This window comes from Streptomyces diastaticus subsp. diastaticus, from assembly GCF_011170125.1.
Taxonomy (GTDB): Bacteria; Actinomycetota; Actinomycetes; order Streptomycetales; family Streptomycetaceae; genus Streptomyces; species Streptomyces diastaticus.
In genome coordinates, this window is the sequence record NZ_BLLN01000009.1 from 1 (window position 1) to 25,619 (window position 25,619).

Here is a 25,619-nt window from a genome sequence, read left to right on the forward strand (position 1 = left end):
GATGCCGAGGTTGGTGGTGGGTCTCTTGGTGAGGCGGGCGGCTTCGGCCTGTTTGGCCCGAAGGAAGGTCAGGGTCGAGTCGATGCCTTCGACCTCGCCGAGCCAGTGCTCTGCCTTGTCCCAGGTCACGTTCAAGAGCCACAGGAACCGGAACCACCGCAGCAGATCGTCGGCGTAACTGCGGCTGGTTGCTGGGCTGTTGTCGTTCAGAGCGAGGTCCCGCAAGTAGGGCGTCACCGACTCGACCGGCTTCTCGTCAGGGTCGAGTACGGCGTACGCCGGGTGCTGGGTCTCCAGCTGAACGACCGAGCCGACGCGGGGCAGGACAGCCCGCCCCTCCATCAGCTGGTTGCGCACGTGCGACGTCACACAGAACTCCTTGGGCAGTCGGACATCGCAGTGCCCAACGACCTCAAGAAGGTGCAGTTAACACACCACCCCTGCTCATTACGCACGACGACCGCGCGGGCTGCCTGGTTGTCCGCGGAATCGGCCGTAGGGCAGGGCGGTACGTGCTGACACATGGGATTCCCTCGTATCGACGAAGAGTTGCAGTGGGGTAGGGGAGCTGGCGCGGTCTGGACATCACCAGCAGGTGCGCGCCAGAGGGTCGGCACGCCTGCCGCGGCGCCTCGCGGGGTCACAGTTGGTCAGGAAGGCCCAGATCCTGTTTGCGATCCGGTACCGGAGCGCTTGGACTTGGGCGGCTGGGGCTCGGACCCTCGCAGGACGAGAAGGCCCGTGGTCCCGACGATGAGCACGATGAAGAGCAATCCGGTGGTGGTCACTGCGGCCACAATCGAGAGCGCCCGTCAGCGAACCCGTTTGTCATCAGGGAGGCGCGGATGGAGCGGCAGCAGGGCGGGCACCGTGCATCGAGAGGAGGTGCCCCACACCGTCCAGAGCGACTGATACACACCGCTCCGGTGGATGGGAGGTGTCCACCACGACCTTCGGCTCTGGAATGGGATCCGTGCCGTTGTCGACCGGTTCGGCAGGAAGCCCCCCTGCCTCGGTCGCTGCCGACCGCGACCTCTCTGCCGCCAAGTCGACCGGGCAGGCGCACTCGATGAGTTGCAGCGTGTGCCCGAGGTGGGCAGCGAACCGCTGCAAGGCTTGGACGTCCCGTTTTCGCGTGAGCGGACGCCCGTCGAGCACGATGATCGCTCCGGGTGTCGTCTCGAGAGTCCAGGACGCAGCCTTCAGCAACCCTTCGTACAACCAGTCGGTCACTTCTGGCGGGGCCTCGACCACTGTGGGGAAGAGGGCCTTCCGAACCGTCGTGGTGTCGAGCAGTACACCGGACAGCGCGTCCGCCAAGGCGCGGGCCAGGGTGGACTTGCCGGTGAACGGTCGGCCACCTACGGCGACGATCATGCCCTCTCCTGTCGATGCTCATATCCAGGTACGCCCCTCGCGCCCTGGCTCATGCCGACCGGAGCATCAGCTCGGGCGGGGTGGACAACTGCGGGCACCGGAAGTACGCCCAGACCGTTTTGCCGGCAGGCTCCTGCCGCTCACACCGAGCCGACGTACCCCAACCGTCTGACTGCGCCTGGACGAGGAGCAGGCCCCGCCCACGGTGGGCGCTCAGCACAGGGCGGCCGAGAAGCGGCGGCTGGCGAGAGTTGTCCGTCACCATGAGCCCGAGCGCGAGGCCCCGTTTCAGCGTCAGCATGACGCTCACGGTCTCCATCTCCCCGGGCGGCCTCATACGCCCGTGTAGGACCGCGTTGGTGACCAGTTCGCTGAGCACCAGGAGCACACGGTCGGTCAGGTCGTCGCTCTCGGGCAGGCCCCAGAAGCTGAGCTGTTCCCGAGCGAAAAGGCGAGCTTCACCGACGCTCCGCGCGCGGCTCTCGAACTCGACAGCGACCCGCTCCGTGCCGCTGCCGTGCGCGAGTTCGGCCAAGAACTCCCCGCAGGACAAGGGGTTCAACGGTTCACCTCACATTCTGTCAGGCGGGGCCAGATCCGTTCGGATGACGCGTACGGAAGAATCGCCCCTGCTGGCCGACATCCGAGGAGACAGCGCTCCCAGGGTGCCGACGGGCTCCAGGACCAGCAGGATTCGCCTGGAGGCGCTCTGAGGCAATCGTGAAGGTTCACGAATTCGTGATCCAGGTGCACGAGATCACCAATCGGCTCACGAATTCGTGACGCCGTCACTACGATCTCCAGAGCCGGTCCCAGTCGAGGAGGTACTGATGGCCCCCGAATCGCACGGTCCTTCTTGCGCCAAGCGGTTACGGCAGGAGGCCGCTCAGCGCGGAGAGGCTCCACAGGAGATCGCCCGGGCCATCCACGCTCATTGCATGGTGTCTCGGTTACGTGCACAGCGTCTCGCCCGCGCTCTGACGCTGAAGGACGCAGCTCAAGGTTTGAACACGCTCAGCGCGGGACGGCCGAACGCTCCGAAGGCGGATATAGCTCAGCTGTCGGCCTGGGAAATGGGCCGTCACCAGCCGCAGCCCGCAACAATCGGTCTCCTGTGCGAGTTCTATGGCTGCACCTCTGATGAGCTCGGGTTCAACGCTGGGCCCACAACAACGTGCGTCTCCGCCACCCCCACAGCTGAACTGCTGCTGCCCTCCGGCGCAGTAGCTCAGGGCCCCTCGACGGTTGGCGCTCTGGAGCAGCGCGTGGACGCGGCGCGACGCTCGGTAGACCGGACCTTGGCGGCCGGCACCGTCAGCCCGGCCCAGCTCGACATGCTCGACGAGCAGGTGCTCTGGGCTCGGGAGCAGTACGTCTACACGGCACCCACCACCATGCTCAAGGTGCTCCTGGATCACCTGACGGAGGTGGAGGACCTCGCAGGGCAGAGACAGCCAGCGGCGGTCCAGGTTCGGTTGTCCGAGCTGACTGCCATGCTTGCCACATTGATCGCCGACGCCTTGATGAAGCTCGGGCACCTGCCACGGTCCCGCTCGTGGTATGCCACGGCGAGGCATGCCGCTGACGACAGCGGTAATGGGGAACTGCGTGCTCGCGTACGCGCTCAGGCCGCGATGCTTCCCTTCTACTACGGCCCTCTCGAAGCGGCGGTCGCTCTTGCGCGGGAAGCCCGGATCATCAGCCGCGGACGCCCCAGCACCACGGCCGCCTTTGCCTCTGCCGCCGAAGCTCGTGCACTGGCCAAACTGGGAGACGCCGATGGTGCCGAGACGGCCCTTCGCCGGGCTGCCGCCGCCTTCGAGCAGAGCGGGGCTGGAGGTTCCGCCGACAACGACGCCTTCGGCTTCCCCGAGCGACGCTTTCGGCTGTACCAGAGTGGAACCCTGACCGCCCTGGGCAAGACGAGCCAGGCACGCCGCGTCCAGGAGACCGCACTGCACCTCTACCCGTCGAAGACCGGCATCGATCCGGCGCTGCTCACTCTGGAGTCAGCGCTGTGCCTCGCTCACGACCGCAGCGCGAGCGAAGCCTGCCAACTGGCGGCCGCCACCCTCCTGCGGGTCGCCCCCGAACACCGCACCCCGATCGTGGAGGAGCGAGCCCGGGAGATCATCGGCGCTCTCCCGCGAGGGGCAGAGTCCATCCGCGCAGCCGTCGATCTGCGGGAAATTCTTGCGCTCCCGCCCGGGCAGATGTGACAGCACCCCCGGGTATCGGTGAGCCTGTGCCCTATGACACACGCTGCGCCGGCCCCCGGCGGGTACGACGAGTCCGAACTGCGCCAAGTCCTGGAGCGGGGGTGCACGGAGGTCGGGCTTGATTGCTCCGACGCTCGCCTTCTCCGAGGACACACCAACGCTGTCTATCTCCTGGAGCGAGAGAGAACCGTCGTCAAGATCGCCCGACGTGGATCACGAATCGAGGGCGTCGAACGAACCGTCCGGTTCGTTCGATGGCTCATGAGCCTCGACTTCCCCACCGCCCCCCTCCACCCCGCCGATCAGCCCGTTGTCGTCGATCAACACGCGGTCACCTTCTGGCACTACCTGCCCCAGCCCTCTCACCCCGTCGCAGCCTCCCAACTGGCCGATCCATTGCGCGCACTTCACGCGCTGCCGAGCCCCCCGGTGCCCCTGCCAGCCCACGACAACCTTGCTGCCATTCGGCGCTCGCTCTCCAGGATCACCTGTCTGTCGACCGACGCGCTGGAGTTCTTGAATGAGTACGCAGCCCAGCTTGAGACCCACCTTGAAGGTGTGCAGTACGAACTCCCCGGAGGCGTGATTCAAGGAGACCCGCAGCATCGCAATGCTCTGCACCTCGACGGCGCGGCCGTGCTGTGCGACTGGGACACAGTGGCCCTGGGGCAGCCGGAGTGGGACCTGGTCACCGTGGAAGTGCACTGCCGGCGCTTCGGATACGGAAAGCAGCACTACAAGGCTTTCGCGGACGCGTACGGCTGGGACGTCACACGCCTTCCCGACTACCGCACTCTGGCAGCCATCCGAGAGCTACGGATGATCACGACGAACGCCAGAAAAGTGCGACACGCCCCAGGCAGCTTGATAGAAGTCCAACGCCGCGTGGAAGGGCTGCGCCGCAACGATCAACTCCTCGAATGGAACATCCTTTGAGACGTGGGTGATCCCGTACGCATGCCGTGTCTCCGCCTGATTGAGGAAGCGAAGCCCCTGGCGACCGGTCGACTGCGTGCAGGGCGGCGCGGCCGAGAGCCGCAGCACCTGGACAGAAGCCCGCACATGCCCCCTCCTCGGTGGCTTGAGGGGCCGCGAGCGCCGCACTACGCGGAACCGATACGCCGTGTTGGCCTGCTGGCCGGTGGAGCGACGGTGGCTGCCGGACGGATGTAACCGGTTACGGAAATGTCCGGAGGACACCACTCCACCTTGCCTCGGACTGTTCCGTCGTCCAGAAGCCCCAGCGGGTCCACGGCCTCGCCGTCGAACCCGAGCAGCATGGTGTAGGGCCCGCAGGGTCGCCAGTAGCAGCACATGCCCGTGACTAAGAGGTCCTAACAAAGGCGTTGGACGTGGCGGTGGGTGATGAGGCAGGTGGCGAGTCCGAGGAAGGCTTCGTGGATGTCGTCGCGTCGTTCCCAGCGGATGCGCAGTCGGCGGAAGCCGTGCAGCCAGGCGATCGTGCGCTCGACCACGTAGCGGAAGACGCCCAGGCCGGAGCCGTGCTCGACGCCTCGTTCAGCGATGACCGGCCGGATCCCGCGCTGTCGCAGCAGGCGGCGGTACTTGTCGTGGTCGTAGCCGCGGTCGGCGAGGAGTGCGTCTGGCCGGTGTCTGGGCCGGCCGACGGTGCCCGCCACGGCCGGAACCTTGTCCAGCAGCGGCAGCAGCTGGGTGACGTCGTTGCGGTTTCCGCCGGTCAGCGACACCGCGAGCGGGATGCCCTGGCCGTCGGTGAGGACGTGGTGCTTGCTGCCCGGTCGTGCGCGGTCGACCGGGCTGGGGCCGCTTTTGGGCCGCGCCGAGCGGCCCGGACGTGGGAGGAGTCGATCACCGCCCGGGACCAGTCGAGCTTCTTCGCGGCCCGCAGCTTCTTCAGCAGCACCAGGTGCAGTGCGTCCCACACGCCAGCTTCGTTCCAGGCGGCCAGACGCCGCCAGCACGTCATCCCCGAGCCAAAGCCCAGCTCCTGGGGCAGGTACTCCCACTGAATGCCGGTGTGCAGCACGAACAGGATTCCGCACAGTGCCTGCCGGTCCGGGACCCGCGGCCTGCCCTCCACCTGCTTAGGTCCCGGCTCGGGCAACAACGGCTCGATGAGCGACCATAGTTCGTCCGACACGACCCAGGGCCGCGACTGTCGTTTCCCCACGAACGGACCAACGACCACTCAAGCCGGAAGTCACATGATCAACAACTTCTGTTAGGACCTCTAAGCGGGGACGACGTTGAGGTCATCGGCGTCGAGTGGGAAGTGTCGGCGTCCGTCTCCGGGGGGCCGCTGCGTGCACAGCAGCCCCGCACGAGCGAAGGTGACGGCTACCCTGATCATCTGTGGCGCCACGACGCTCCGCGCCTTACGACACCGCGGTGCTGGTGCAGGTCTCGGAGCGGTTGTACGAGCAGGGCACCGCCGAGGTGCGGCTGCGAACGGTGGAGCCCGGAGAATGACACGAAGGTGAATCCCATGGCTGTCTCTGCCCCGGTCAGCGGGGCAGAGACAGCGTCATGTTCACGGGACGAGCTGTCCCTCGGCAAAGGCGTGAGCAGAAGGGCGCTGGTTCAGTGTCGGGTGCGTCGTGGCGGTGTTCGCGTTCCGCCACAGGCGGAGGAGCGGACCTGGTGTCCTGGCTGCCCGGGCCCCGGCCTCGGGAACAGGTGGTTGGCTGCCACGAGGAGCAGGTCGGCCGAGGCCGCGCGCCGCACGGCGTCGCGCCTGCGGGGAGGGGAACCGGGCACGTAGGCAGGTAGGAAGGACGGTTCCGTCACTGTGTGGTGGGTTCGATCATTACCAGGTTGTCAGGTCGTCGACCCTGGACCGCGCAGTCAACTGCCGCACCCGGCGGCCGATCGGGGGCGCCCCGCCAGGAACGCCAGCGTGACGCCGTTGACGGCGGCGGCCAAGGCGCTCGGGATGCTCCAGCCCGATGCCAGCAGCCGGGACGCGAAGAACGCCCTCCCGAGGTAGCTGGCCCGCCGCAGACCGCTTGCTGGTCCAAGCCGTAGCCTGAGCGCCCGGCTCCTCGTCTCACATTGAGCTTCTTCAGCGTTGCCGCTCCAGTGTGAGGACTGCTTTGGCGATTGACGTCATGCGGTTGGGGCTGCATCGGGCCCTGCGGAAGATCCGCCAGGACTTCAGCCTTGCGACCCCGCGTTCGACGGGTGCTCGCGCTGCGGCCAGTGCTTGATTGAGGGTCTTTTCGGTGGGGGTGAGTTCCTGCAGGGGCCTGCGTTTGATGCCGGTGGTCAGCCACGGGCCGGCGCCCTGGTAGGCGAGATCGGCCAGGATCGGGACGCCCTGGCGCTCGCAGATCCGGATGATCCGGTGGGTGCGGGCGGCGGTCAGGTCGTGGGTGCGGCCCGGCAGGGCGGGCGAGAGCCACAGCAGCCGGCCGCCGGGGTCGGTGACGACCTGCACGTTCACGCCGTGGCGCCGGTGTTTGTGGGAGTAGTCGGCCCGGCCGTCGCCGACCCGGTCGCATTCGGAGAGGGTGCCGTCGAGCAGGACGAAGTCGGGTTCGTGCTCGCGCAGCGTCTTGAGCAGGCCCGGTGCACGGGCGGCGAGCAGGTCGACGATCGTGCTGGTGTAGGCGTGGGCGGTGGACTCGCTGATCCCGAACCCGGCGGCGATCTTTGCGAGCGTGGTGTGTTCGCGCAGGTACACCAGTGCCACCATCGCGCGCTGAGACGGACGGAGCTTGCAGCGGCGGTCGCCCTCACGGGTGACGATCAGGATGGTGACCCACTCCACGAGTGCATGCGGCAGGTCGAGTGCGGCAGGATGGACGACCAACGAGGCCCCCGAGCAGTGTTGTTGAGACGTCAGACATCTCGATCAACAGCCCGGGGGCCTCGTCCGTTGCGCCCCACGGCCCATCACCCGATCGGTGGCCAACTCGAAGAAGCTCAGTGATCACCAACACCCCGATGACCGCAAAGGAGGCCGAGCAGTACGCGGGGCACCTGCTGGGGGCCGATGACTCCCGTATCGCCGACAAGCGGGGCCCGGCCGGGGCGGTACCCGTCCTGACCGATGAGCGCACCGTCAAGGTCACCATCACGACCGCCGATGCCCCCTCAGGCGGATTCAACGGCAGCGTCGAGGAGATCGCCCGCGCCATCCTCACTTCGCGTGGGGAACTCGCCGAGGGCGAGGACGTTGCGTACGGAGTGACCGGCCGCTACGAGTCGCACCCGGTCACCGGCCGCCCGTACACCGGGACGCTGAGCGTGCCTCTGAGGGGCGGCACGCTCAGGCACACCGGGTGGCTGTTCTTCGGGTACGCATCCTTCTGACCGAGCACCCCCGGCGGGGGCGGCCAATCAAGCGCCGCCCCCGCTGCACGACTTTGTCTCGGGCCTCGCGACGGTCGCTTCTGCGGGGCAACCGCGGCCCTGCGCGCCCACGCTCTGCACGGCCTCCGTGCCGCCGAAGCGAGTCCTGGGGCACTCCGAGGTCTCCCCCGAGTGCGGCACCCACCTCACCGTCGGCGAGGCGCAGGCGGAAGTGTGGAGAGGACCCCGACTGGAGCTGGCGGCCGGCCGATGGCTGGCGTGAAGCGGTAGACGTTCCCGCCCCCGAGGCTCCGCCGGCACGCAACGGGCGTCAGCGCCGCGACGTTGCGCCGAGGAGGTGCAGGGGGCTTGAGGGCTGTGGAAAGATGGAGCAGGTCTGTGCTGCGCTGCTCCCTCGACATTGTTCGACGCCCTGCCTGTGCTGCTCACTGCTCGCTTGCCGCGTGACAGTCGGTGGAGAGCGCACCATAAATGAGGGTGTCTGTCCACTCGCCCTTGTTCCACCAGTCCTGACGCAGATGCGCTTCTTGTTGCATGCCCACCCGTTGCGCGAGCCGGGCGGAAGCCTCGTTGCGTGCATCCAACTGCGCGGCCACACGATGGAGTCCATAGGTGGTGAACGCGAGTTCGAGGACAGCCTTGACCGCCTCGCCCGCGAACCCTTGGCCGCCATAGGCGGGATCGAGCGCCCAGCCGATTTCAGCTACACGGCGTGAGGTATCCGTCAGCCAGAGTTGCACGTCTCCGATCACGGCACCCTCGTGCTCTATGACCAGCGCCAGCGCTGTGCTCCCATCGTCCAGGCCGGTCTTCGCCACCCGCTCGGCCAGGTGGCGCGCGGCATCCGTTTCCGTCCACGGTTCATCCAGCAAGTACCGGGCAACGTCTGCCCGACCATAGATGCGTTGGAGCGGCACGGCGTCTGCATGATCGTGCAGGCGCAGACGCAGGCGCGGAGTGTTCACCGGGAACAGCGAGAGCGGTCCAATCTTTCGGGCGTAGCGCAGCAGGCTCACTCGCTCACCAGAGGGTGCGGCCTCCTGCGTCTGCTTGCCGCGCGCAAAGCCGGCCCGTGCGAGTACCCGCTGTGACGCCTCGTTCTCGGGAACGGTGCGAGCCGTGACTTCCGTGAACCCGCTACGCCTCGCGAACTCGATTGCGAGCACGAGCGCGGCACCCGACACGCCCTTGCCTCGATGATCGGGATGCACCCAGAACCCCACCTCGACCGAACCGCCGACGACCCCGAACAGCACCAGGCTTCCCGCGAACTCATCCATTGCAGGGTCGGCAATCGTGAGCACCGCCAGATCTCCGCGTTCCAGCCCCTCACGGATCGAACCCTGGATGAGTGCCCTGGCCGATTCCTCCGTGTACTCAGGTTCGGGGAGGTGCGCGTGTGCTCGCACCGCCGCGTCGTTCGTGCCCGCCGCATACGCTCCAGCGTCGTCAAGACGCATTGGGCGCACTACGGCCCGGTCGCTCCGAAGCGGAAGAAGTTCGGCATCCAACATGCCATCTAAACTAACATAGTGCGGATAGCATGCGAGCATGAGTTACTGGGAGCACCGCAAGCCGGTACAGCGGGCGCGCGCCGTTGACGTTCAGCAAGTGGCCCCCGCAGCCGCCACACTGCTGGATCGTGGCGGCTTGCGTGCTCTGACGATCCGGGCGGTGGCTCTCCGGCTCGATGTCGCCCCCACGAGCCTGTACTCGCGTATTGCCTCGGTCGATGACCTCTTCGATCTCGCCCTCGATTTCGTACTCGGGCAGGACACGGAACTGCAAGCAGCGGTCGAGCACGCCGAACTCCATGCACTGATGCTCACCTACTACCGGCATCTGGTTCGCCACCCCTGGGCCTGCCAGGTGATCGCTATGCGTGCGCCCCGCGGCCCGAACTATCTGCGCCTCTCGGAACGCATGTGCGTTCTACTCGCCGAGACAGGGGCTTCTGACCCGCTCGGTGACGCTTACGCGCTGTCCAACTTCGTTATCGGAAGTGCGGCCACGACACCGATGGCGGGGAGCGAGCGGATCGCGCCAGTAGACGGCGACATTGCCCCGCTGTACGCATCGCTTCACGCATCCCATCAGATCGATGCCGAAGCCATCATCAGCACCGGACTTCACACGCTGCTCCGCCGCTGACCCCGCAGCACGACCTCGACCACCTGACCTAGCCAGCAACCCTCGCCGTTCCGCCTGCCTCTTCAAAGAAATGCACGTATCTTACGGCGGGGCCGTAGAGCGCACCTCTCCTGCAAGGACAACCTTGCGGGAGGCGGTGAGCGGTGTGGAAGGCGGCGTGATCCTGTTCCGCGGCTCGGGTGCTGCCGCTCGCCGGTACGTCGAGGCCGACCGCTCCGGCGCGGACGAGTATTACCTCGGCGCGGACGACGCCGTAACCGAGTACGCGGTGCTCGACGCGGCGGGCGAGGTCACCGCCACCGCTCCCTGTCGGCTGCGGAGTATGAGGGGTGGGTGGATTGGATCAACCCGGAAACGGGCGAGTCGATGGGCACCCCGCGCAAGCCCGGCGAGGTGCACAAGGGGTCGCCACTGTTCGCGGAGATGACGATCAACGCCCCCAAGTCACTGTCGGTCGCCGCCGCCCTCCACCCCGACGTCTCCGCAGCGCTGGACGCCGCGCAGCAGGACGCTTTGGCGGAGATTCGGCGGTTCCTCGGGCAGCACTCGGTGACGTTGGCGGGGCCGCGCGGCGCGCAGGAGGTCGTACCGATCGAGCAGATGCAGGTCGTCGGCATCCGGCATAAGACCTCCCGCGCTGGTGATCCGCACCGGCACATCCACATGCAGATCGGCACCCGCATCTGGGCGCTGGGAAGTGGCGGGCATTGACCACGGCGGCCCTGTTCAAGCAGCAAGGCGCGATCCGCGCACTCGGCACCGCCGCGATCGCCGCACACCCCGAACTATCGCAGACGCTCGCGGAGCATGGCCTGACGCTCGATCCCGTATCGGGCAAGGTGGTCGACTTGGGGCCGTTCAACGCGGTGATGTCGAAGCGGTCGGCGCAGATCGACGGCAACCTGCAACGTCTGCACGCCGAGTGGGAAGCGCAGCACCCCGGCGAAGAACCCGGCCCCGCCATCACCGCACGGATGCAGGCGTGTCGGAGCAGTACACCCCCCGCTCCGGCAGGAACGGGGGGGTGTACGGACAAGCAGGGGGCGGTCGAGCAGCCGGCCGTCAGGCGTCCGGGGACTTGAGGTCGGAACGGTAGCCCGTGCCCAGCCGGTTCTTGGCCCACTTCCGGACAGTCGCGGGGTACCACAACGGCTTCCCGCCCACCAACGCGTCCGGCCGGGGCAGCAGATGGCGCTTCTGCGACCAGTAGTAGCGGATGGTGGCCGGCTTCACGCCGATCTCGCCGGCCACCTCGGCGTACCCGCAGACGGCGGTCTCCTGCGTGCCCGCACCCTCGGCCTGGGGCTCGTCGGCGTCGGCCGCACCGGCCGCCTTCTTCGGGTTCTTCGTCATGGTCGTCGCTTTTCGTGAGGAGGAGCGGTTCCGCCCGCCTCACCAGTGGGCGAAGCGGGGCCGGCGGGTGGTTCCCGGCATCAACCGTACAACGTTGCGTTGTACCGGGGTGGGTTTGGGGGTCCGGTGCGCGCTTCCGCCGCCTCCCAGGCAGCGGAGGGCTGTCCCCTCGCCGCGGAAGGCGTAGCGAGGGGGCAGCCGCCGGGTCAGGGCGTGGGCCGGTGAGCGGTCACCACTCGGACGGTGCCGGGGACGACCTTCCAGCCGGCGTTCTCGAACTCCTCACGGAGGGCTCGGCACTGCGCCCTGAAGGGATCGCCTGCGGGGGTCACGTAGCGGCCGTTCTCGACCCACAGCGCGGTGACGTGACCGTTCGCCGCCGGGACGACCACCAGGCCCGTGACGGACGGGGCGTGATCCTCGCAGCCTTCCTTGGCGGCCGGGTTGAACCCCCGGGGCACCTCGGCGAAGTGCCACGCGGCCAGGAGCTGGAGGGCGGCCGCCACGTCCTGGTCCAAGACGTGTCGCGGGTCGACGCCAAGGGTGCGCGAGGCCCGGTCCCGGAGGCGGTCGACAAGCTCGCGCAGCTCGGCGGAGGTCATGGCAGCGCAGTGTTCCTGGGAGGGTACGGCGGTCCCGGCGAGGACGGCGGCGCCCGCGGCCGCTTCCTCCGCCTGCCACCGGTGTTCCACCGTGGTGGCGCCGCGCTTGCCGGTGTGGGCGGTGATCCACCCGTACCGGACGTTGGCGCCGTACCCGGTGCGGTACGTCCATCCCACGGGATGCTCGGCACCGAACGGCTGGACCCGCTGAAAGGCGTGTGCGCGCCCGTCCTGGAAGAGCACGGCGAACAGCGCGCAGGCCTCCTTCTGGAGGGCCGCTTCCTCCCGGCCTTCCGGGGTCGGGTCGTCAGCGCCGGTGCCGCGTCGCGTGGCGAGTCCGGCCAGGTCCCGGCCGGCGGGGGAATGGGCGGCTGCGATGGTGTTGCGGGCCGTCGCATCCGTCTCGGCGGCGTCGCGGTACGTCAGCGCCATGTCGAGGTCGGCCAGGGCGGCGCTCCGCTGCGGGAGGTTGAGGTCGGGGTTCTTCTGGGCGAGCGCGGCGGCGTAGGCCGAGACGGTCCGGGCGGCGGCGACATCCTCTCGGTTGGCGCGACGGCAGTGGGCGGCGATCCCACACCGTCCTCCGTCACGACGCAGGCGGGTTCCTGAGGGCGTTGGGTGGCCATGCCGCGGACGGTGCGGGCCACGCCGTCCGCGCACACGACGCGGTCGCCGGGCTGGAAGGCGGCAAGGTTGGCCGGGGTGTTCATGAGTCCTCCGTGCTGGTGGTGGGTTCGGGCTGTTTCGTCGCGGGCCGCCCGCGCTTCGGCGGGCGGCCCTGACAGGGGTGGGTTAGACGACCTCGGCATCCGGGGTCAGGAACGCGGTGTCGCGGAGGAGGCTGCGCAGGCCCTCACGCCGGAAACGCTCGATCTCGTTGGTGAGGGCGCTGGTACTCAGGGACTCGTGCTCCTCGGTCAGGGCGGCGAGAGCGCTGCGGCGGGCCGCCTTGATGGCCTTCTCCGCGTTCCCGGTCCGCTCAATGAGCTGCAGGAGGTCCTTCCAGGGCGCGGCCATTCCGGCGGCCTTCAGGGCTTCGGCGTGGTCGTAGCCGGTGAGCGCGGCCTCCGGGTCGGCGGCCCGCTCGGCGAGGCGTAGGCGGGACGCGCGCTCGGCGTTGACGGCGGCGTTGGCGCGGGCCTCGATCTCTGCGGTGATGGTCTGCGTGCGCATGGCGCTCCCCTTCGCGTCCGGGCTGGCTTCACTCAAACCATACAACGGAACGTTGTATGGTTCAACGGCGGACGGCAGTCACAGCCGAAAGAGGGCGCACCCCAGCGCCAGGCGGAGCCCGGCACGCCACAGCGCCGGCCCAAGCGGGAGGCTCGGCGAGCGGCGCGCGCAACCGACGGCGACGGAGGCGGATCGCCTGCTGTACACCCCGAACTCGAGGCGCACAGCAGGCGAGGGTTCAGAGCTGGGCAAGCGCGCAGGGCTTGAAGCTGAGGGCCGCGACCAGGTCGTCGACATCCTCCCCTTCGTCGATCTGATCGGCGTAGACATGCGCCGAGACAGCGCGAGCGTCGGCGGCGTCCAGCTCTTCGCTGCTGACGCCTCGCGTCTTCATCGTGCGCGCGATGTCGGCACAGCCGGCGGCGTGGACCTCAGGGTCCCCCATGCCGGTGTAGACGACGGTGATGCGCAGCCCTTCGCGGCGCCCCGTCTCCTGCGTGCTGCCGTCCTGAGTTCGCATGGCGGCCCTTTCCGTTCTGTCGGTTCGGCTCATCCGGGAGCGTCGGTCGGGCGCGCGCTGCGCCCGGCCGACGAGGGTCAGCGGGTGGTGGGGATGCCCGCGCTTTCGCAGTAGGTGGCGACGAGGGTCTGCCCGACGGTGATAACCGCCTCCTTCGGGGTGGCGCCGCGTGCGGTGTGGCGCTCGTACGCGGTGCGGATGCGGTCGAGGATCTGGGTGCAGGTCATGCGCTCGCCGACGGCCTCCAGGTCGTGACCCTCGTGATTGCCCTTGGCAATTGCCTTCGTGGCCAGGGCGGCGATGGTGGCCACGGCGTCCTCGGTGTTACGGATGCGGATGTTCATGGAGTACTCCTCTTCGACCGAGCGGCTCAATGAGAAAACTATAACACCTATGCACTCCAGTGGGGAACTCGCACTCCGAACCGCGCACCGGACGGCGCGTCGCGCGCGGCGGAAGGAGCCGCGAACTCGGGGCCGAGGCCGTTCACCTCCGCTACGCAGAGCAACCCGCGCCGGAGGCTGGCCGGTTAGCCAGGTACGCCGGCCCTCGCCTCACCCGGCCGGTCATCAGCACGCCCCATCGAGGAATGGCCGCCGGTCATCGCGCCCCGGCCGTGGCCGGTCGCGAGCGAATCGGTCATCGGTCACGGCCGACGGCCGGGCGCGCCGTGGCCGACGCCTCCGCCCGGCACCACCTGCGGCGCGGTGGGCCGCGGCCGGAACCGAGAGCAATGCCGCGGCCCCACTGCTGACCCAAACGCTGACCCGACGAGAAACACGCAGGTCACAGGCACTAGGTGACGGGGCTCCAGAGCGCGCCGCACGGCGCCACCCCGCCCCGGCGATGCCCGACGGGCGAGTTCCGCTCCTGCGGCCGGACAGATCCGGCAGGCAGTTCGCCACCACCGGCCATCGGACATCTCAACACCGGCCACGCTTTCGGTCCTGGCCGACCGGCCAGGCGCCCGCCCGGCACCTCATGGCCGATCGCGGAACGGAGGGACACCACCGACGCCTCGGCCGGCCCTACTGGCCGATCACTCTCCGCACGTAGCGCGACCCCCTGCCCCCGCCCCCATCGGCCACCAGGCGGGCTTCGGCCGACCGGCCATCGGCCATCAGCTCCGGCCGACCGGCCACCATCCTCCAGACCGCTACCGATGGCCGGTGGCGCCCGGGCGGAGCGGTACGCAACGCCGACGCCCCCCGCTCGCCCCCCCATCCGGAGTCGTCATTTCGGCACGACCGAATCGCACTTCTCATCCGGGGCGCTCCCTGGGTGAGCGGCCAGCGGGACAGGGAGGGCGACGTCGGACCGCCGGCCACTCTCCGATGCGGGCAGAGCCGCCGGGAGGGACAGCACGGGCGCCGACCCCTTCGGTCGAGGCGAAGCACCACCCGAAAGCGTTGCATGTTATAGTTTTCCTATCGGTTGGTTGTGGCGACCACCGGCACCGAACCCCTTCCGGAAAGAGCACCTCGTGGACATCGCGATTCACCGGATCGAGCCCCCCATCGACATCTACGACCTTGCTGGCGCCCACGAAGCTGTCGGCGACACCCTCAGCTACCCGCTCCACACGCGCCTGGCCTGTCACCTCACCAACGACGGCGTCCCCCACGACGCCGACCGGATGATTTCCCACCTGGGTGCGCGCGTGACCACATGCGCCGACCACGAGGCCGCCGCAGCCACGGCCGCCAAGGACCACTACGAGTCCCTCGGAAACTGACCGCCCCTCGGAGGGGGCGGCCCACCTGCCCGCCCCCTCCCCCGGGCGCTCTGCCGGGCCACGCAGCCTCCCACCGCGCACACCGTCACCGACCCTCTTGCACGACGAAGGGGCCAGTCCGGATCTCTTCCGGACTGGCCCCTTCATGACTCGCCAGCGTCACCCACGACACTCACCCCCGGTCGCGCCCCGCCGCACCATGTCGCGTCATCGCCTGACTCCCACTTGTCGCGGATCCAGGCGGTGCTGGTACTCGTGCAGAGCTTGGCCCTGTTGCTGATGAACAACGTGCTTGGTGCCCTCGTCGACCTTCAGGGCGCCACCGTCATCGTTGTCGCCTGTCTACCGAGGAGTCGCCGTCCAGTCTCGAGGAAGGACGACATGGGCTGGCACCGGGGAACCGACTGCAGTAAGAAGCCCTCTCGGCGTCGGGCCCGAGACGCCCTCGAAGGTCACCTCGCCACCGGAGAAGACAACCAACCCTGAGGTGGAAACTCTCCCGCCGGTGAACGTCGGACCGTCGAAGTACACGGCGGCACCTTCGAGCTCGGCCCAGTCGAAGGAGGCTCGTCCGCCAGAGAACTCTGCCTCGCTGAAGACCACGGAACCTTCCATGAAGCACACGCTCGCGAAGCTCAGTGAGCCTTTTCCATCATCGGCCTGAGCTGGCCAGATGCAGGGTCAGGACGGCTTGGATGAGGGCGGTGATCCGGGTGGTGGAGCATCGGAGCTTCCGCAGGAGCCGCCAGGACTTGAGGGTGGCCATGGCGTGCTCGACGAGGGCACGGATCTTCGCGTGGGACCGGTTGACCGCCTGCTGGCCGGTGGAAAGGCTGTTCCAGCGCCCCCAGTACGGGGTGCGGACGGTGCCGCCGGCGCCGCGGTAGCCCTTGTCCGCCCAGCAGGTGACGTCGGCTTGGGCGAGGGCGTCGACGATGCCGTGTTCGCGGGCCGCGCGGATGTCGTGGACGGCCCCTGGCAGGGCCGCTGAGGCCCACAGCAGTCGGCCGAAGGGATCGGCGAGGACCTGCACGTTCATCCCGTGCTTCTTGTGTTTGCCCGAGTAGAAGGGGCGGTCGGCCGCGATGCGGTCGATCGGCAGAAGTGTGCCGTCGAGCAGGACGAACGCCTTCGTCGAAGCGGTGCGGACGGCGTCGGCCAGGGTGGGCGCGAGGTCGGCCAGGAGGTCCACGGCCTCGGTGACGTAGCGGTAGGCGGTCGTGGTCCCGACGCCGAAGCCGGCGGCCAGCTGGGCGTAGGTGTGTCCCACCCGCAGGTGAGCGAGCGCGAGAAGGGCCTGCCGGCCCGCGCCCAGCCGCCGCCACCGGGAGCCGATCGCACGATGGTGCGCCCGCAGTTGCCGTGCGAGGAAGCGCAGGGTGGAACTGGACACGTCGATGCCGGACGAGTAGACAAGCATGTGAAGCCTCTGGTGGAGACGGTTCTCTTGGTCGAAAACCCATCTACCAGGGGCTTCGCCTCGCTGTCAGGCCAACTGCTCAATCCGCACGGCAGGTTGGAAAAGGCTCAGTGAGCCGTCGCTGACCGTTGCCTTGTCGAAGAACAGCGCTGCACCGGTGATCGAGGCACGGAGGAAGGTCACCGACGCGCCACAGAATCGTGCCTTCGTGAAGGAGACCGGGCCATGGTTGAACGCGGCGCCGGTGAAATCCAGGAGGCCCTTGAGGAACACGCCCTCAGAGAACTCCACATCGGCTCCAGAGAACCTGGCGTCAACGAAACGGACCAGGGCACCGTCGAACCTCGCACGGTTGAAGGACACCTCACCGCTCTTGAAATCAGCTTCTCGGAAGTCAAGCCTGCCACCGCTGAAGATCGCATCGTCGAATCTGACGGTCCCGCCGTCGAGTATCACCCGCGCGAACGACAGCTTGCCCTCGGTGAATATCGCCCCGTGAAAGTCCAGTCGTCCGTCGATTGTGGTGCCCGTCAGGTCGAGGTCACAGCCCTGCCAGGACCGGGGAGCGCCCGCAGGTGCGCGGTAGTGGTCGCCGATGAGGCGCAGGATGGTGTGGTGGACCTCGCGCAGGGCGAGGAAGTGGTGGCGCTCCTGCTGGTGTTCGAGGTCGGGCCCTGGGTCGGGTGTGTGCGGTAGCCGGAGGTAGGCGCACAGGACGTCGATGCAGGTCTGCCGCAGGTCGCGGGTGGGAGCGTCGTCGGTGAGTCCCGCCAAGGCATGGACGCCGCCGAGGCGTACGGCGGGCGAGTCGTCGCCGAGTTGGGTGACGGCAGTGGTGAAGCGTTCGGTATGGAGCCGGGTGACATCCCTGTGCGCGCTGGCTTCGTCCAGGCGCTGACGGCGGTAGGCGACGACCAGGGCGACGAGCGCGCCGAGGCCGGCGACCACGCCGAAGGAGAGCTTCAGCAGCTCGAAGAGGTTGCTGGCGTCGAGCTTGGCGTTGGTGTCGATCTTCGGGAAGTCCAGAAGGGCCACTAGGACCAGGAAGACGCCGCCGGCTGCTGCGGCGGCCCCGAGCGAGGTTGCCGTGAGCGCGCGGCCGATTCTCCACAGGCGGGGCTCATGGTTGGCCGGGGGCTTCGTAGTCGCTGCCATACCGAGGAGGACCGCCCGGCCTCCGGGTCGGTTGCAGCGTGACCCAGCTCGCCGCCGAAAAGGATGGGCCGGGCCAGCCCTGCGGTACCGGTGTGCGCGGTCGGCGGGGAACCTCCAGGAAGCCGCTGCCCGGGGTGACCAGAGCGATGGGCAGCACACGCTGCAGTCGTCGCCACCGGCGATCTCCTGGGGAGTATTTCAGTGGGCGGGCTTGTTCGTGCCGCGGCTGGCGTCGGCGAGGTCGGTGATGAGCTCGGCCGGCTCCGGGTGGATGCTGGTGCCGAGGTAGCGGATGTCGTCGCCCTGGGGCGGGGTGGAGGTGTGCTTGCCGATGGGGTGCCGGCGATTGTTCGCGGTGCGCCACCCGTATCGGTCGTCCCAGACGAGGGCGGCTGAGGGCTGTCCGGGGGAGAGGGGGATGGCGGCGGTCAGGTGGTCGCCGTCGACGGTGCGCACCGGGATCTCACTGGCCTCGGCCAGGCCGGCCTCCACCAGCGCGTCAGCTGTCTTGGCGAGGTAGGGGTGGGCTGCGCGGGCGCGGAGTTCTGCGTCGGCTGCCGCGGTCGCTCCGCGGTGGGTGATCCGTGGATAGCCGAGACGCTCGGCGGCCTCTGTGGTGTCGAGGTGGGGGTTGGCCTCGACGAGGTCGGCGATGCGCTGGCCGCGGAGCTTGTTGAGGCCGTCGCGGGCGGTGGGGAACCTGGCGATGCCGAGGGCGTTGGACACGTCAGTGACGGTGGCGGCCGGGTCGGCGTCGAGGAGTTCGGCGATCCGGGGGAGGACCTGGTCGCGAGGGATCATGTCGCCGCTGCCGCGGGGGCGGCCGGCGGCGGGCCCGTTGCCGGGCCGGGAGTCCTTGAAGCGCTGGAGGACGTGGCGGGGCCAGTGCTCGACGCCGCCGTCCTGGGGGACCTTGACGGCGTGCTTGGCCAGCTCGGCCTCATGCTTGTAGAGGTTCCAGCTTCTAGGCGTGACACCGACGAGGGCTGCTGCCTCGTGGCGGTCGAGCAGGTCCTGGTCGCTGGCGGGGGGGAGGGAGGGCACAGGCTCTCCGGCGTGGTACGCCTCGACCTGCTCGCGGTCCCACATCAGGCGGGCGGCGCCTGAGGAACTGATGGGCGCGGGGTGCCCGGGCTTCGTGTAGGGCTTGGTCTTTCGGTAGTGACTCAGGGACATGCCGGCCAGGCGGGCCATGTCCGCCACGGTCAGCGCCAGCTCGCGTCGTCCAGCGCGAATCATCGTTGCCTTCTCTCTGTTTGTGGCTGGGGAAGAGATTGTGCCGGTCCGTGCCGCGGCGCTCGGGTGTCCGGATCGGGTGGCGGGTGTGCGGACGGAGGTGTCCTGCAGATGTCTTGACCCTCGACGCCCAGCGTAAAAACATTAATACGTAACGTCGATGGCGGCAAGTTGCCGGCTCGGGCCCGGTAGCCTGAGGTTGAACCGGCTCTCAGGATGCTGAGTGTTGGGTTTCGGTTGGCCGGCGCCCTGCCACCCGCCTCGGCGGAATCGGGCGCCGGCCGCTTTGTTTGCCCGGCGCTGGAGAGGGCGGTCCGAGCAGGGTCCCTGAAAACAGAAAAGGCCGGCCCCCTGCGGGAGCCGGCCTTTGTCTCAGGTGGTCCTCACTCGCTGCAACGTGCCGCACAGTGCAGCTCGATGTCGCGCGTCGAGGGGCGGTGTGCTGGCCGCTGAGCAGATGCGAGGCGGCCACCGTGCCTCCCGGCAGCAGGCGGTGGACGTCGAGCTGGTGGAGTCCCGTCTGCGCGTGCCGGCTGTTGTTGTGCGGGCCCGGAAGTCCTCCGGGTGCTGTCGGCGTACACGTCCAGGCTCCGGTATCGGGTGGCCGGGTTGGAGAGCGGGTGCCTCTCGCCTGCCCGGCCGGGGTGGTCCTTTCCTCCCCGCGGTTGTTGCGGACGCGGGCCGGTGAGGGTTCGCGGCGACGCTGCAGGGTCGGCATGGCTCGCTCGCGTCTGCGCTGACGGGCTGTTGTCCGGTTGGGTCAGATTGCTGCCCTACCGGAGGGGCCTCACGTCGCCGTTCGAGTCGAAGGGCAGGATCGCGTGCGCCGCGATACCGGCCTTCCTGATGTCGCGGATGAACGACTCGACGTACGGGATGTCGGGGGACTCGGCGGTGTCGACGTCGTACACAGCAGGCGACTTGAGCTGCGTGATCGCAGCCTCGGCCTTCAGGGCGAGCATCCGGATCTCGCGGATCGCGCTGTGCAGGTCGGCACGGAGGTTCTCGGTCTGCATCGTCCGGTTCGCCTCCCGCTCGGCTTCCTCGTACACCTGCTCCGCCCTGGTGGCGGCTGTTCCCTCGCGTCCCCGCAGCAGGCGGTCGGGGATGTCTTCGCTCCGGTCGGGGTGGGCAAGGAGCAGGTCGTAGACGCCGGGGTGTTCTTGTCCGTCGTCGCCGACGTGACGGTAGGTGGAGAGGGGGATTTCGTCGGGGAGTTCGGTTGCCCGCGTTGGGGCGGCGAGCTGTTCTGGGCGGGGGAGGGGTTGGGGTGCATGGGGGCTCCGTTCTCGGAGGGCGGCGGCCTGGCGACCGCCGCCCTGGGCTGAATGTCAGTGGGTGGTGTGGTGGCGGTGCTCGCCACGGTGGGTGGCGGCGGCCGGGTCGGCGAGGACGCGGAGACGGTGGGGTTCGCCGACGGGGCCGCAGGTGGTGCAGAGCACGGTGTAGCGGGCGCGTCCCGTGCAGCCGGAGTCGGGGTCGCGGGGCTTGCCGGAGGGCTTGACCGGGTGGTCGCAGGGGGTGTTGTCGGCATGGGAGGGCTGAACGCGGACGGTGATGCGGGCCATGGAGGTCTTCCTCTTCGTGGTGGTCAGGCGGCGTTGGTGACGGCGCGGTGCTGGGCCTGCTGGCCAGGGGCGGTGCGGCGACGCCTGGGGCCGTTGTGGGCGAGGTCGAGGCGGAGGAGGCGGGTCTGCTCGACGGTGAGGGACTGGTGCCGGGCCTGGCGGGCGCGGGCGGCGCGGTCCTTGCGGTCCTGGAGACGGGCGGCGAGCACGTCGGTCCAGTGGGGGCCGAGGCGTTTGGCAAGGCGGGCGCGGAGGCGCTGGCGCTCGTAGGGGGCGGTCGCGGCCCAGATGCCGACTCGGGTGACTTCCGTGGGGTTGGTGAGGGCCCAGCGGAGGCAGTCAGTGAGCCTTTTCCAACCTGCCGTGCGGATTGAGCAGTTGGCCTGACAGCGAGGCGAAGCCCCTGGTAGATGGGTTTTCGACCAAGAGAACCGTCTCCACCAGAGGCTTCACATGCTTGTCTACTCGTCCGGCATCGACGTGTCCAGTTCCACCCTGCGCTTCCTCGCACGGCAACTGCGGGCGCACCATCGTGCGATCGGCTCCCGGTGGCGGCGGCTGGGCGCGGGCCGGCAGGCCCTTCTCGCGCTCGCTCACCTGCGGGTGGGACACACCTACGCCCAGCTGGCCGCCGGCTTCGGCGTCGGGACCACGACCGCCTACCGCTACGTCACCGAGGCCGTGGACCTCCTGGCCGACCTCGCGCCCACCCTGGCCGACGCCGTCCGCACCGCTTCGACGAAGGCGTTCGTCCTGCTCGACGGCACACTTCTGCCGATCGACCGCATCGCGGCCGACCGCCCCTTCTACTCGGGCAAACACAAGAAGCACGGGATGAACGTGCAGGTCCTCGCCGATCCCTTCGGCCGACTGCTGTGGGCCTCAGCGGCCCTGCCAGGGGCCGTCCACGACATCCGCGCGGCCCGCGAACACGGCATCGTCGACGCCCTCGCCCAAGCCGACGTCACCTGCTGGGCGGACAAGGGCTACCGCGGCGCCGGCGGCACCGTCCGCACCCCGTACTGGGGGCGCTGGAACAGCCTTTCCACCGGCCAGCAGGCGGTCAACCGGTCCCACGCGAAGATCCGTGCCCTCGTCGAGCACGCCATGGCCACCCTCAAGTCCTGGCGGCTCCTGCGGAAGCTCCGATGCTCCACCACCCGGATCACCGCCCTCATCCAAGCCGTCCTGACCCTGCATCTGGCCAGCTCAGGCCGATGATGGAAAAGGCTCAGTGGCCAGCGGGCAGGTGCGGCAGAGCTGGCGGGCGTGTGTGATGCGGTTGAGCATGTCGTTGTGGCTCTCGTCGCCGCGGTCCCGGGGGTCGCAGTCGAAGAGCTGGGGGTTGGCCCTGCAGGGGGTGTGTTGAGAGGTGTCGGGTGCGGGGAAGCGAGCATGTCCTCGTCCGGCGTCGAGGGCTCATGTGGCCGGGCGGCCCGGCTCCGGCGCCGAGAACGGCAGCCGACTCCCCTCACGCGGCGGGGACGTAGACGGGACCACGTAGCTCAGAGTCACGCTGCTGTGCGCTCACCGAGTGGAACGGGCGGTCCGTTCCTGAAGCTGGGTTTGCGGCCGCCCTTGGCAGCCGGTGTCGCACGTCGCGGCCACCGACGAGGACGGCGCCCGCGCGCTCGCCACACCGGCCGCCCTTGGCAGCCGGTGTGGCGCCAGATGTAGCCAGGAAGCCGCGACACGCCTGAGGCGATTCTTTTTACTGTGTACTGAGAGTGCTGGCAGACCTCAACACACCCTCAGGTGACGTGATGAAACGTGAATAGAATGCACCGCTTTGCCGGGAAGCCGATCAGCCTCCAGTCACGCTACGTTACTCCATGGTATGCGCACGGCTAGGTCGGTTCGTTTACCTGCGGCTGGCAATGACCTAAGGTTCCGTGGGTCTGAGGGCCTAACGCTCCCTTGGGTCGGGGGAGATATGGGCGTGCGGTCGGGTGCAAACCTACTCAAGGTAGCCACCCTCCTCTTGCTTTTCTGCAACTTTTCGCGGCACCGGCCCACCGCTCTGAAGTAGCCGGTTCGTAACCGATATCAATTCTGCACTAGGGAAACTTATCTACAGAAGGGAAAATTTGGTGAGTGCAAGTACTGTCGTCGCGAGGGGTTTGACTGTGCGGAACCGCCGCACCAAAGTCCTCGACCGTCTGGATCTCGACTTGCACCCTGGGGTGCATGGTCTACTCGGGCCCAATGGTGCTGGAAAGACTTCCTTGATCCGAGTTCTAGCTACCGTCAAGACGCCAGCAGACGGGACACTCGAATTTCAAGGTAAATCGGTCGATTCGATGACTAGCAGAATTTCAGTTCGCCAAAAGCTCGGGTACCTTCCGCAGGATTTCGGATACTACCCCGGCTTTACCGTGCGCGAATTCGTTTCTTATGTGGCGTGGCTGAGAAACATTCCGAGAGGCCGAACGAAAGAAGCGGTATGCCAGGCCGTAGAAGAGGTCGGACTGACGGAGCGCCTTGATACGAGAATAAGAAATCTCTCGGGGGGCATGAAACGACGTGTCGGAATCGCCCAGGCCATCGTGAATAAGCCAGACTTGCTTCTTCTTGATGAACCCACGGCCGGACTCGACCCTGAGCAGCGTGTCGACTTCCGCGCCCTACTGCGCCGACTTGGCCAAAACTCTACAGTTGTGGTATCGACCCACTTGGTTGAGGACGTGGCTGCTGCCTGCAGCCAAGTAACCCTGATCGACGCCGGGCGGGTGGCATTTCGTGGAACCACGGTTCAGCTCGCCCACCTCGGCCAGGTAGGCGACACAGGCGACAACGCGATTGAGCGCGGGTACGCCTCTGCTCTGCGCGCGCATCGTGCAGGGGCGAAGAAGGGAGTTGCATCGTGAACGAGGCGGTCACTGTACAAGATAGACACGCGCAGTCTGCTCGCTCCAGTCTTCTCCCGAGTGGGGAAATGAAGCGAGGTTTTGCCCCTGCAATCGGCCTGGCCGTAATTTCGGCAGCCTTGATCGCAATGTTCACGAATACGGAACGTTGGCAAGGGCATTGGGTGTCGACCGTCGGACAGTTGCATACCATCGGGATTCTGCTTACAGGACCCATTGCTGCTGCAGGAGCGTGCTGGCTGGGGGGCCGTGAGCGTCGTCGAGGATTGGGAGAACTCCGATCCTCGATGCCTCGAAGTGTCTTGATGCAGACCATAGGAGCGTCCGCACCAGCAGTGGCATGGCCGGTGGGCGGATACTTCGTGGCCGCTGCCGTAGTGCTGGTCTCTACGTGGCCATATGCGACCGTCGATAGCCCTCCTCTCATGTTGATTGCTGCTGACCTTGCTTCGATGGCAGCATTGAGCATGGCAGGGTTCGCTCTCGGCCAGCTCATTTCATGGAGGCTGGCTGCACCTTCCCTTGCTGTTTTGGTATATGCCATTCTGGGGTCCACTGCATTTTTCGGGGACGGGTTCTTTTCACAGCTTTCGCCCACCGTCAGCCATTACGGGCTGTGGGACCGACCGGTTTGGTGGTACGGCCCGGTCTTTTTTGTCTGGATGGCTGGTATAGCTTGCACCATACTGCTGCTTGCCGGCAGACGCAGAGGGCTTGCGCTCGCTCCGCTCGCGGCCGCGGCAGGCGCAGCAGTCTTGCTCGTTAACTCTGGTGACGATGTCTGGAGGCTGAACCCTGAGACATCCGCACTGGTGTGCGCGAATGGCAAGCCGAAGGTCTGTGTGACCGAATTGCACAGCGAACAACTGCTCGGAGTGGAAGCTGCCATCGAGCAAACATACGCCAAATTGGAAGGCGTTCCTGACCTTCCCGAACAATGGAGTGAAAACCCCACCTATAAATTCGGTGATGTGATCGCGCCGGAAAAAAGGGTTCTGAATCTGGGTTTCGGTGAGGCATCAGTAAATCCCACGATGGGGCGCGAAGTCACCGAACCGGGTCGCTATTTGCAAGAGATCGCACAAGAACTGGCGTATGGAAATTGCCAAGGCGGGAAGTGGACATACCCACCACAAAGTTCGGCAGTGGTTGAGTGGCTCGCCGGCAGTCCAGACACCTCGGTGACATACTACGGAGCCCGACCAAAAGGCATCGACCTGACGGTTGCATGGCTTGAAGGCACATCTGAGTCTGAGCGTAACGCCTGGCTCAATCAGTACTTCGATGCTGTAGAAAAGTGCGACGCCAAGCAGGTGCCAACATCATGATCCTGTACGCGCGCACTCGAGGATTGGGGCCGGTGCTTGCGACACTGATCGGCACGGCGTTGGCGTCTTGGTGGTTTGCTGAGTGGTTGATTGACACCCCTCGATTCGGCGCATCGGCACGAGTCCCCGTTATTGCTATGGCGCCATTGCTTTCTGCGGCAGCTATCGTTGGCTCACTACATTCCTCCAGTCCTGAGATCGAAGGGACGGCTGCTCGGCGGCCCTGGCTATGGAGGGCCGGCCACCTCGCGATTGCAACAGCAGTATATGCGGTCGTTCTCGGGGGCACGGTAATGTTCGATCCCGGCACCTTTGGCGCAATTGCAATGGTGCGCAACATTCTGGGCTTCACGGGAATGGCGTCGCTAGCGTCTTGCCTTATTGGGGCGCGCTTGGCATGGCTGCCTGTACTGATTTATGGCGCAACCATCTATTTGACCGCGCCCCGTGATGTTCATGGCGGATTGACTGCATCTTGGGCGTGGCCCATTGAACAAGGTTCGGATCCGGGTGCTTGGTACGCAGCGATATCGATATTCGTGCTGGGGACGGCTGCCGGTTCATGGGTAGGCCCAGCGCAGGGCGTATCGCACGATCGGTAGCTTCCGCCCTTGCCCGA

Annotated in this window: 27 protein-coding genes and 3 pseudogenes; 12 read left to right on the plus strand and 18 right to left on the minus strand. The window is 67.5% G+C overall.

What is annotated here, in order from left to right; translation table 11 throughout:
* From Sdia_RS29605 to Sdia_RS29615, 4 genes and pseudogenes are all read right to left on the minus strand, one after another.
* Positions 1-369: pseudogene (locus Sdia_RS29605) on the minus strand (hypothetical protein); the annotation flags it as partial.
* 53 nt (positions 370-422) lie between these two features.
* Positions 423-524 (minus strand): annotated as a pseudogene (locus Sdia_RS30555) (DUF5999 family protein); the annotation flags it as partial.
* A 307-nt stretch (positions 525-831) separates the two neighbouring features.
* Positions 832-1,377, minus strand: coding sequence for a P-loop nucleotide/nucleoside kinase family protein (locus Sdia_RS29610; RefSeq protein ID WP_189500592.1), 546 nt, complete (start codon positions 1,375-1,377; stop codon positions 832-834).
* Between the two features lie 49 nt (positions 1,378-1,426).
* Positions 1,427-1,912, minus strand: coding sequence for an ATP-binding protein (locus Sdia_RS29615; RefSeq protein WP_229831629.1), 486 nt, complete (start codon positions 1,910-1,912; stop codon positions 1,427-1,429).
* Between the two features lie 403 nt (positions 1,913-2,315).
* Between Sdia_RS29615 and Sdia_RS29620 the strand changes: the two genes are divergently transcribed.
* Both Sdia_RS29620 and Sdia_RS29625 read left to right on the plus strand, forming a co-directional pair.
* Positions 2,316-3,596, plus strand: coding sequence for a helix-turn-helix domain-containing protein (locus Sdia_RS29620; RefSeq protein ID WP_503827459.1), 1,281 nt, complete (start codon positions 2,316-2,318; stop codon positions 3,594-3,596).
* Positions 3,597-3,629: 33 nt separating this feature from the next.
* Positions 3,630-4,532, plus strand: a complete 903-nt coding sequence (locus tag Sdia_RS29625) for a phosphotransferase family protein (RefSeq protein WP_189500589.1) — start codon at positions 3,630-3,632, stop codon at positions 4,530-4,532.
* Between the two features lie 398 nt (positions 4,533-4,930).
* Here Sdia_RS29625 and Sdia_RS29630 read toward each other — a convergent pair.
* Both Sdia_RS29630 and Sdia_RS29635 read right to left on the minus strand, forming a co-directional pair.
* Positions 4,931-5,766, minus strand: a pseudogene (locus Sdia_RS29630) (IS5 family transposase).
* An 873-nt stretch (positions 5,767-6,639) separates the two neighbouring features.
* Positions 6,640-7,389, minus strand: a complete 750-nt coding sequence (locus Sdia_RS29635; RefSeq protein ID WP_189501225.1) for a transposase family protein — start codon at positions 7,387-7,389, stop codon at positions 6,640-6,642.
* Between the two features lie 134 nt (positions 7,390-7,523).
* Here Sdia_RS29635 and Sdia_RS29640 point away from each other — a divergent pair, with 134 nt between their 5' ends.
* Positions 7,524-7,892, plus strand: a complete 369-nt coding sequence (locus tag Sdia_RS29640; protein ID WP_191835384.1) for a hypothetical protein — start codon at positions 7,524-7,526, stop codon at positions 7,890-7,892.
* A 127-nt stretch (positions 7,893-8,019) separates the two neighbouring features.
* Positions 8,020-8,154, plus strand: coding sequence for a hypothetical protein (locus tag Sdia_RS30520; protein ID WP_262417795.1), 135 nt, complete (start codon positions 8,020-8,022; stop codon positions 8,152-8,154).
* Positions 8,155-8,317: 163 nt separating this feature from the next.
* Here Sdia_RS30520 and Sdia_RS29645 read toward each other — a convergent pair whose 3' ends face one another.
* A complete protein-coding gene (locus tag Sdia_RS29645; protein ID WP_189501229.1) occupies positions 8,318-9,406 on the minus strand; it encodes a GNAT family N-acetyltransferase in 1,089 nt (362 codons plus the stop codon).
* Positions 9,407-9,443: 37 nt separating this feature from the next.
* On the opposite strand from Sdia_RS29645, the gene Sdia_RS29650 reads away from it, so the two are divergent.
* The 3 genes from Sdia_RS29650 to Sdia_RS29835 all read left to right on the plus strand — a co-directional run bounded on the left by Sdia_RS29650 (position 9,444) and on the right by Sdia_RS29835 (position 11,125).
* Positions 9,444-10,043 (plus strand): TetR/AcrR family transcriptional regulator, encoded by a 600-nt coding sequence (locus tag Sdia_RS29650; protein WP_189501231.1) that lies wholly within the window; start codon positions 9,444-9,446, stop codon positions 10,041-10,043.
* A 306-nt stretch (positions 10,044-10,349) separates the two neighbouring features.
* On the plus strand, positions 10,350-10,754 hold the full coding sequence (locus tag Sdia_RS30875) for a relaxase domain-containing protein (protein ID WP_371874311.1): 405 nt from the start codon (positions 10,350-10,352) through the stop codon (positions 10,752-10,754).
* Complete coding sequence (locus tag Sdia_RS29835; RefSeq protein WP_223123512.1) at positions 10,751-11,125, plus strand: hypothetical protein; 375 nt, start codon at positions 10,751-10,753, stop codon at positions 11,123-11,125. Before Sdia_RS30875 ends, Sdia_RS29835 begins: the two co-directional genes overlap by 4 nt.
* Here the strand turns inward: Sdia_RS29835 and Sdia_RS30525 are convergent.
* The 5 genes from Sdia_RS30525 to Sdia_RS29680 all read right to left on the minus strand — a co-directional run bounded on the left by Sdia_RS30525 (position 11,106) and on the right by Sdia_RS29680 (position 14,035).
* Positions 11,106-11,396, minus strand: coding sequence for a helix-turn-helix domain-containing protein (locus Sdia_RS30525; protein ID WP_229831696.1), 291 nt, complete (start codon positions 11,394-11,396; stop codon positions 11,106-11,108). The genes Sdia_RS29835 and Sdia_RS30525 overlap by 20 nt on opposite strands.
* Positions 11,397-11,602: 206 nt before the next feature.
* Entirely contained in the window at positions 11,603-12,430 is an 828-nt protein-coding gene (locus Sdia_RS29665; protein ID WP_189501233.1) for a hypothetical protein, read from the minus strand.
* Between the two features lie 360 nt (positions 12,431-12,790).
* Complete coding sequence (locus Sdia_RS29670) at positions 12,791-13,171, minus strand: hypothetical protein (protein WP_189501235.1); 381 nt, start codon at positions 13,169-13,171, stop codon at positions 12,791-12,793.
* Positions 13,172-13,409: 238 nt separating this feature from the next.
* Complete coding sequence (locus Sdia_RS29675) at positions 13,410-13,691, minus strand: hypothetical protein (protein ID WP_189501237.1); 282 nt, start codon at positions 13,689-13,691, stop codon at positions 13,410-13,412.
* Between the two features lie 77 nt (positions 13,692-13,768).
* The gene (locus Sdia_RS29680) at positions 13,769-14,035 is read right to left on the minus strand and encodes a hypothetical protein (RefSeq protein ID WP_189501238.1); all 267 of its coding nucleotides are present in this window, start codon (positions 14,033-14,035) and stop codon (positions 13,769-13,771) included.
* A 1,139-nt stretch (positions 14,036-15,174) separates the two neighbouring features.
* Here Sdia_RS29680 and Sdia_RS29685 point away from each other — a divergent pair.
* A complete protein-coding gene (locus Sdia_RS29685) occupies positions 15,175-15,426 on the plus strand; it encodes a hypothetical protein (protein ID WP_189501240.1) in 252 nt (83 codons plus the stop codon).
* A 652-nt stretch (positions 15,427-16,078) separates the two neighbouring features.
* On the opposite strand, the gene Sdia_RS29690 is transcribed toward Sdia_RS29685, so the two are convergent.
* From Sdia_RS29690 to Sdia_RS29715, 6 genes are all read right to left on the minus strand, one after another.
* The gene (locus Sdia_RS29690; protein WP_191835353.1) at positions 16,079-16,846 is read right to left on the minus strand and encodes an IS5 family transposase; all 768 of its coding nucleotides are present in this window, start codon (positions 16,844-16,846) and stop codon (positions 16,079-16,081) included.
* Positions 16,847-16,912: 66 nt separating this feature from the next.
* Positions 16,913-18,001: a pentapeptide repeat-containing protein gene (locus Sdia_RS29695; protein ID WP_189501299.1), complete on the minus strand. Its 1,089-nt coding sequence runs from the start codon at positions 17,999-18,001 to the stop codon at positions 16,913-16,915.
* 198 nt (positions 18,002-18,199) lie between these two features.
* Complete coding sequence (locus Sdia_RS29700; RefSeq protein WP_189501297.1) at positions 18,200-19,240, minus strand: DUF6292 family protein; 1,041 nt, start codon at positions 19,238-19,240, stop codon at positions 18,200-18,202.
* A 770-nt stretch (positions 19,241-20,010) separates the two neighbouring features.
* Positions 20,011-20,289 (minus strand): hypothetical protein, encoded by a 279-nt coding sequence (locus tag Sdia_RS29705; protein WP_189501295.1) that lies wholly within the window; start codon positions 20,287-20,289, stop codon positions 20,011-20,013.
* Positions 20,290-20,568: 279 nt separating this feature from the next.
* Complete coding sequence (locus Sdia_RS29710) at positions 20,569-20,805, minus strand: hypothetical protein (RefSeq protein WP_189501293.1); 237 nt, start codon at positions 20,803-20,805, stop codon at positions 20,569-20,571.
* A 23-nt stretch (positions 20,806-20,828) separates the two neighbouring features.
* Complete coding sequence (locus Sdia_RS29715; protein WP_189501291.1) at positions 20,829-21,014, minus strand: hypothetical protein; 186 nt, start codon at positions 21,012-21,014, stop codon at positions 20,829-20,831.
* Between the two features lie 244 nt (positions 21,015-21,258).
* On the opposite strand from Sdia_RS29715, the gene Sdia_RS29720 reads away from it, so the two are divergent.
* The 4 genes from Sdia_RS29720 to Sdia_RS29735 all read left to right on the plus strand — a co-directional run bounded on the left by Sdia_RS29720 (position 21,259) and on the right by Sdia_RS29735 (position 25,602).
* A complete protein-coding gene (locus Sdia_RS29720) occupies positions 21,259-22,026 on the plus strand; it encodes an IS5 family transposase (protein WP_191835353.1) in 768 nt (255 codons plus the stop codon).
* A gap of 869 nt (positions 22,027-22,895) precedes the next feature.
* Complete coding sequence (locus Sdia_RS29725) at positions 22,896-23,672, plus strand: ABC transporter ATP-binding protein (RefSeq protein ID WP_371874310.1); 777 nt, start codon at positions 22,896-22,898, stop codon at positions 23,670-23,672.
* Positions 23,673-24,097: 425 nt separating this feature from the next.
* A complete protein-coding gene (locus tag Sdia_RS29730; protein WP_189500716.1) occupies positions 24,098-25,000 on the plus strand; it encodes a hypothetical protein in 903 nt (300 codons plus the stop codon).
* 32 nt (positions 25,001-25,032) lie between these two features.
* Positions 25,033-25,602 carry a hypothetical protein gene (locus tag Sdia_RS29735; RefSeq protein ID WP_189500714.1) on the plus strand — a complete coding sequence of 190 codons (570 nt, stop codon included), beginning with the start codon at positions 25,033-25,035 and terminating at the stop codon, positions 25,600-25,602.
* Positions 25,603-25,619: the final 17 nt, after the last annotated feature.